Origin of the sequence: Mogibacterium pumilum (assembly GCF_002243385.1) — a bacterium.
Lineage (GTDB): Bacteria > Bacillota > Clostridia > Peptostreptococcales > Anaerovoracaceae > Mogibacterium > Mogibacterium pumilum.
This window is the reverse complement of record NZ_CP016199.1, coordinates 569,589-575,698: the sequence shown is the minus strand read 5'-3', so window position 1 is coordinate 575,698 and position 6,110 is coordinate 569,589. Positions and strand designations below refer to the sequence as shown.

Here is a 6,110-nt window from a genome sequence, read left to right as displayed (position 1 = left end):
TGGAGTTTTTATATTATGGTTTCTAAGATATTTCAAAACACCAAGACCATCAAGTCTAGGCATCATAATGTCTGAAATTATGACATCGTAACTTGAGACTCTGATATAATCCAGGGCCTCTTCACCATCATAGGCTGCATCAACGCTATACTTTTGCGTCTTTAATAGCTTTACTATACTCCTATTCAAATCGGCTTCATCTTCAATTACTAATAATTTCATGTGTTTCGCTCCTAGTTTCTTGTTTTGTATTATATCATTTTTACATGAAAAATTTCGGCTAGAAAAAGGACTGGACGAACCAATCCTTCATCATTTTAGACCACAAAGAATTTGATAACCAAGAATTTCCAGTCGAATTCTCGCACGGCACGTACATTTATTATTTAATCGTCATGACCTTCAACATCTTCCTCTATAAAAGACCCTGTATTCGCATCAAATTTTACTTCGATTTTCTTGTCCCCTTCTATTACTGTCGCTTCATATACAAGTGTGTTGTCTTCAACCTCCAGTTTTACCTTCTTTATAATTGCCTTAGGATATTTTGCTTTAACCAGACTTTCTGCTTTATCCAGATCATTCTGAGGATTAGCATTGATGAGCATCTTTTCTTCCGGATCTGCGCTAAGCTCTTTAGCCTCGACCTTCAATAGTTTACCTGAATTCGCATCGACTTTATATTCCTTCTCAGTTTGACCATCCAGAATAGTTATTTCAAATACAGTTCTACCAAAATCCACGTCTTTCTCATACCCAGTAACCTTGCCACTATTTGATTCCTTGAGAGCTATTTCTTTAGCTTTCTCAACAGTCAGCTTAGTTTTTGTGTCAGCATTTGTCCCAGATGAAGTATTGCTACTTGAGTTATTTGCACATGCTACTGCCGCTCCCAGAGCTGTAACGAAAAGTGTCAAAGCTATTATTTTTGCTGCTGTCTTCATCTTAATTGTTTTATTCATAATCTACACCACCTTTCTTCTTTCTTTTGGATTTAGCGTTTCCTATTGGTTGTATCTTAATCAAGAAAAATGAATCTAAAATGAATTTTAAAATTATACTTCCTTTTCTTTGTGCAGTTTGCAATGCAAGAATGATTGTGAGCTTATAACTTTCTTTTTAACTCAAGGAATGAAATGGAAATGGATATAAGCCCTTTGAGCGTTTAAAACAAGATGCCTTTATACTCTTAACAAAGAATCTTCTATTATATTTTGATAAGTTAAACTAAAGAAAATAACGAAATGATTCGAATGAAATACTTTCTTGATTCCACATAAAAAACAGAGATTATTATTCTCATTTTCGAGAAATAATTAATCTCTGTAATCATTTTAGACCACAATCTGTGGAATAGGATTTAAGGCTCTACCCCAAAGAAAGTTATGGGTTTAAAACTTTGATAATCCTTTATCTATTATGCTTTTTAATCAAAGCTACCAGTAGTCCAAGTACAGCAGCTAAAAGCACTGTGCAATAAAGTATTATATTTGTCATATCGCCCGTCTTAGGATTATGTCTCTTGACTATTTTCTTACCATATGACTTGTCGCTTGGTATATTAGATTTTGGCTTATCGATACAGGTATTTGTAACAACAAATCCGCTTGCTGCATCTCCGTTATCTCGGACTTGTAGTTTGCAATTGCATCTTCCTTGACTGTGTACTTGATTTCCTTTCCATCTTTGTACTTATCAAGTCCTGCAAACGTATGCTGCCAATTATTGCCGGCATTTAAAGTCACAGAATCAACCTCTGTATCTCCTGCATACAGGTGTACCTTTGCAGCGTTACCTTCTTTACCTACCCACTTTTTGGTTACAGGTATAGATACTTTGCCAGTGATGGTATTTGTGATTGTAAACCCATCTTTTGCTGTTCCACTTATTACAGTGTTATAGCCATCTACTTTAACTTCCTTGATTGTATAAACAATCTCGTGACCATCCGCACTATCATACTTTGGCAGATTCTTGAATTCATGTTTCCAATTATCAGCAGCTGTCAGGTCAGCACTTTCCTTTTCTGTGCCATCTGCCAGTAGCTTTACTTCTACCTTGTTTGTGCTCTTTCCAACCCATTTCTTCTCTACAGGCACTGTCACCTTCTCAATGTTGGTATTCTTTACAGTAAATCCGCTTGCTGCATCTCCGGTTATCTCGGACTTGTAGTTTGCAATTGCATCTTCCTTGACTGTGTACTTGATTTCCTTTCCATCTTTGTACTTATCAAGTCCTGCAAACGTATGCTGCCAGTTATTGCCGGCATTTAAAGTCACAGAATCAATCTCTGTATCTCCTGCATACAGGTGTACCTTTGCAGCGTTACCTTCTTTACCTACCCACACCTTCTCAACCGGAATGTCCATTGATGTTGTCTTGAACCCGACTGCAGAAGACTGTCTAGTTAAAGTTGAAGTGTTACCATCAATATCGTAGTCAAGAACAGGAGAGATTACATTAACTTTTCCATTATATCTGCTCGGCAAAGTCTTGCTGACCTCATAATTTAAGTCAATTGTACCCCCATCGCCAATCGCAAGCGCCTTCTTTGAATCAAACACAGCCATATCCGCATGTGCAGGATCAGTTACTTCATCGTAATCGCCAAGCTTTGGTGCCTGGTTAAGACTATAACTCTTGCCGGGCTTGAATTTAATGTATTTAACCTTAAAATTGGACGTCATATCCGTTCCGGTCAGTTTTAGAGGCCACTGAGTCTTTCCTTCAGGATGATATCCTAAACCGTTATCTTTATTCTCTAAAAACAGAGGAACGTACAGTGTGGTATGCTTAACAGTTTTAGTCGTGTTATTACGTACGATAATCCTATGTGTTACTTTGCCTCCTCTATCTAAAATTGGCGTCGTTTCTTTTTTTGTGCTCTCTGTACTAGGATCATATATATATGTCTTATCACCCTGATCACCATTTGGAACAATCAAACGCGAGTCTGCCTTTACCTCATATGCTTGGTTTACTTTAATGCCTGTTTTTTCTGACAGAGAAGACATGGGCTCCCCGCCATTAACTGCATTGCCGAAATCAGCCGTGTACTTTTCTGTTGTTGAATTTGCACTATCCCAACGCATATTCTTAAGTTTAGCTCCAATATCTTTGAAGTCCTTTGTAGTCATTCCAAGGAAGTCATTGATATGATAAGTGCCGACTTTGGCGTCCGTATTTGTTGCCACATCCATACTAATCTCGGAAGTCTTCCAACTGAAATCCGGCTGATATTGCCCCCTGGTTTCTTGTCCAATATCAACAGTGTACTTCCACACTTTGACCTTCTCGCTCCCATGGGTAAACTCTCCGACATAGGTCGGCTTTGAAAGTTTTCCGTTTGTCACTTTTAGGTTGGAGTAGCTAAATCCTTCAGGCATCATAACGTAAAAGACAGGTTCTTGCAGAGGATTCCAATCCCAGTTTGCATCACTAGTCTTTCCGGATATATGGAACTTATCCCCTCCGTTAATTTGAGATTTATCAATAGTTCCAATTCCGTTTACGACCTTAGGCGGGCCTGATTTACCAAGCACTTCATATGTATTTATGTCCTTAGGGGTGCTCCCAGTGTTATAAAATTTAATGGTACTCTTGACATCGGCATCTGTTCCCTTCTTCCAGGTTCCAAAGACACCGCCTGGCATATATTCCCAACCGTAATATGCGCTCTCATCAATGAAAGCCGAATTGCGTCCACCTGGCTTAACGTTGTAAGCATTTGTCTCTGAATTAAAGTCGTAATTGGTGTTGTCCTCATACTTCATTCCATTCCATTTTCCAGGAATTGTTCCAAGATCTACCTTAATGGTTTTGATGGAATCGTTGATTCCAAGACCTAAGTCTGTATTCTTAATTAATGTAGAAACTCCGCTATGTGTCAGAAGATTTGGATCAATCGTCCCGCTTCTACCATCTGCAGAAGTCCACGTCAACATACCGTAATGCATTCCGGTCGCATATGGAATGGTGACACCGCGAATGATTGCTGTATCATCCTTATCCAAAGTCATCTCCAGACTCTTGGGCTGAGATGCCGTCCCCATCTCATTGCGAATCATCAGTCCTCCAAAGCGTACGTTATACGTGTCATATTTTTTCTTGGCCCAGTTAGGCATGGTATCACGTACGTTTACCTTGGTAATCAACTCTGGGGTGGAACCATCCAGAATTGTTATTTGCAGGTTTTGTTCTTTAGTCGTAGATGTTCTACCTATATTTTCATTCCAGACCGTCTGACTCAAATTCTTAAGTTTAACTTGGAATGTTGATCCATTTGGACGTGATGATGTGCTCGGTACTGTAAACTTAGGTTTTAGAACCAAATCCCCCATGAGGCGACCATTCTCTGGGAATGTCACCCGCGTTGTCTTATTAGTTCCATCATCTGTGGTGGATCCTATGACCCCATCCATATGATAGACTCCATCCTCTGTTAATCCATCGAATTGTATGTCGCTCGGATAGACAACATCAATTGTAGTGCTACTTCCTGCTTTAGTAAGGAAGCCTTCACCAGCTCCAGTTGTGCCTACAGACAACTGACTTGTTTGACCACCTTTTGTGACAACTTCTGAATTGACATTAGGCCAAAATCCCAAAGTAGGATTGTCTTTAGCATTTACCGAATACGATTTAGAATCAACAAAGTTGCTACTATCCGTTCGCAGATTCAATTTGATGACATTGTTGAGAATCTGGTTGGTATCCATATTCTCATAAGCCTTATCTAAACGAAATTGAATCTCCTTTGTAGAAGCAATGTTCGTTAGAGAATACTTGCTTCTGAACGCAATCTTTCCCGACTTTGATTTCCCAACAGTGGGAGGCGTACCACTCGGATCAGCTGTAGACGCAGGATACCCATACGGTGAATCGGAATTACCAGTTGGAGACTGTGTCAATTGCTCAAATCCCGTACTGCTAATCGCCCCTGTCTGCCAAGTTGAACCAGGCAGAGACATGTAATATAGCCCGTTACCCAAAGTCAAATCCATATAAGTGTGTGAGAATTGTAAGCTAGGCGGAACAGAGTATGCTACATTCAGGTAGTAATCCTTTCCCTCCTCCAAACTAAGCTTTCCACCAGCTAAAAGATCTGCTTTAACATTTCCTGCTGTATCTGTCACCTCAATCTTTGTAAATTTTAAACCAGTTGTGTCTTCTGCTCGCACAGATACTTGATTACTGAATATCGTAGCAAACATTGTCATAAAGGAAATCATAAAAGCAAATATTCTCTTTCCTTTTTTCATAGAAACACACTCCTTTCTATATTGCTATCCTTTTTACGAAAGTTATACTCGTTTGCTAAATACCACATATTAAAGAAACTCTACTTGTAATCTCTTCTTCTATAGGTATTTGCACCTGCAATACCTGCAATCGAACCACCCGCTATTAACAAATAGAACAAGAGATTAGTATTATCACCTGTCTTTACCGGCTTAACAACCTTAATCGTCTTATCTGGCTTCGTTGGATTAACAGGGTTAGTTGGGTTTACAGGGTTATTAGATTTCTTGTACTTGAGTGTAAAGGTAATCTTGCTCAAGTCATTTGGTGCAATCGCATCCGCTCCGTCTGCTGTCTGTTTGCCGTTCCACTTGAACTTGAAGTTTATTGTCTTTCCACTGTCTACCTGTGTTGCTGTAGCCTTGAAGTTTCCACCTACTGTTCCCTTTACTGTATAGTTAGTATCAGGCTGTGCTGCTGCAGTAAACTTAGCTCCAGGTACGGTTACTTTAAGTGTGTCATCTACTGCGTTTATTGCATCCGCAAGCTCCTTATAAGTCTTGAACTTTGCAGCATCCTTGAGCTTCAGGGTAACTGTTACTTTGCGTCCCTCAAGCTTTGTCTCTGTAATCTCAAACTTTCCGTTTGCTCCGTCGAGTCTTGCTTTAGGCGTAGCAGTACCGAACGTCATGCCTTCCGGTAATTCTATGCTTGCAGTAAATGTTGTATCCATTCCCGACAGCTTAATCTTCTCGCCGTTAGGGTCGTTGAACATATGCTCAATCTGCTTCATCTGCTCCTTGATTGGCTTTACATTTAGAGCGCCGGTAAAATCATGAGTGGCATTCTTATTGCTCTCAAATACCTTA

The 6,110-nt window shown here is 39.6% G+C and carries 5 protein-coding genes; all 5 read right to left on the bottom strand.

What is annotated here, in order from left to right; all coding sequences use genetic code 11:
* Positions 1 to 222: response regulator (locus AXF17_RS09405; RefSeq protein WP_237049067.1), on the bottom strand; the 222-nt coding region annotated here is incomplete at its 3' end.
* Positions 223 to 386: 164 nt separating this feature from the next.
* A complete protein-coding gene (locus tag AXF17_RS02875) occupies positions 387 to 962 on the bottom strand; it encodes a PepSY domain-containing protein (protein WP_094233719.1) in 576 nt (191 codons plus the stop codon).
* Between the two features lie 448 nt (positions 963 to 1,410).
* The gene (locus AXF17_RS09865) at positions 1,411 to 1,530 is read right to left on the bottom strand and encodes a sortase B protein-sorting domain-containing protein (protein ID WP_408631987.1); all 120 of its coding nucleotides are present in this window, start codon (positions 1,528 to 1,530) and stop codon (positions 1,411 to 1,413) included.
* Entirely contained in the window at positions 1,527 to 5,261 is a 3,735-nt protein-coding gene (locus AXF17_RS02870; RefSeq protein ID WP_094233718.1) for a Cna B-type domain-containing protein, read from the bottom strand. The genes AXF17_RS09865 and AXF17_RS02870 overlap by 4 nt, the downstream gene beginning before the upstream one ends.
* 80 nt (positions 5,262 to 5,341) lie before the next feature.
* A partial coding sequence (locus AXF17_RS02865; RefSeq protein WP_330398529.1) for a hypothetical protein occupies positions 5,342 to 6,110 on the bottom strand: 769 nt, incomplete at its 5' end.

What these genes read in the sequence shown, in the direction of transcription:
- AXF17_RS02870 (WP_094233718.1), bottom strand. Translation starts at nt 5,261, where the DNA reads ATGAAAAAAGGAAAGAGAATATTTGCTTTTATGATTTCCTTTATGACA.
- AXF17_RS02875 (WP_094233719.1), bottom strand. Translation starts at nt 962, where the DNA reads ATGAATAAAACAATTAAGATGAAGACAGCAGCAAAAATAATAGCTTTG.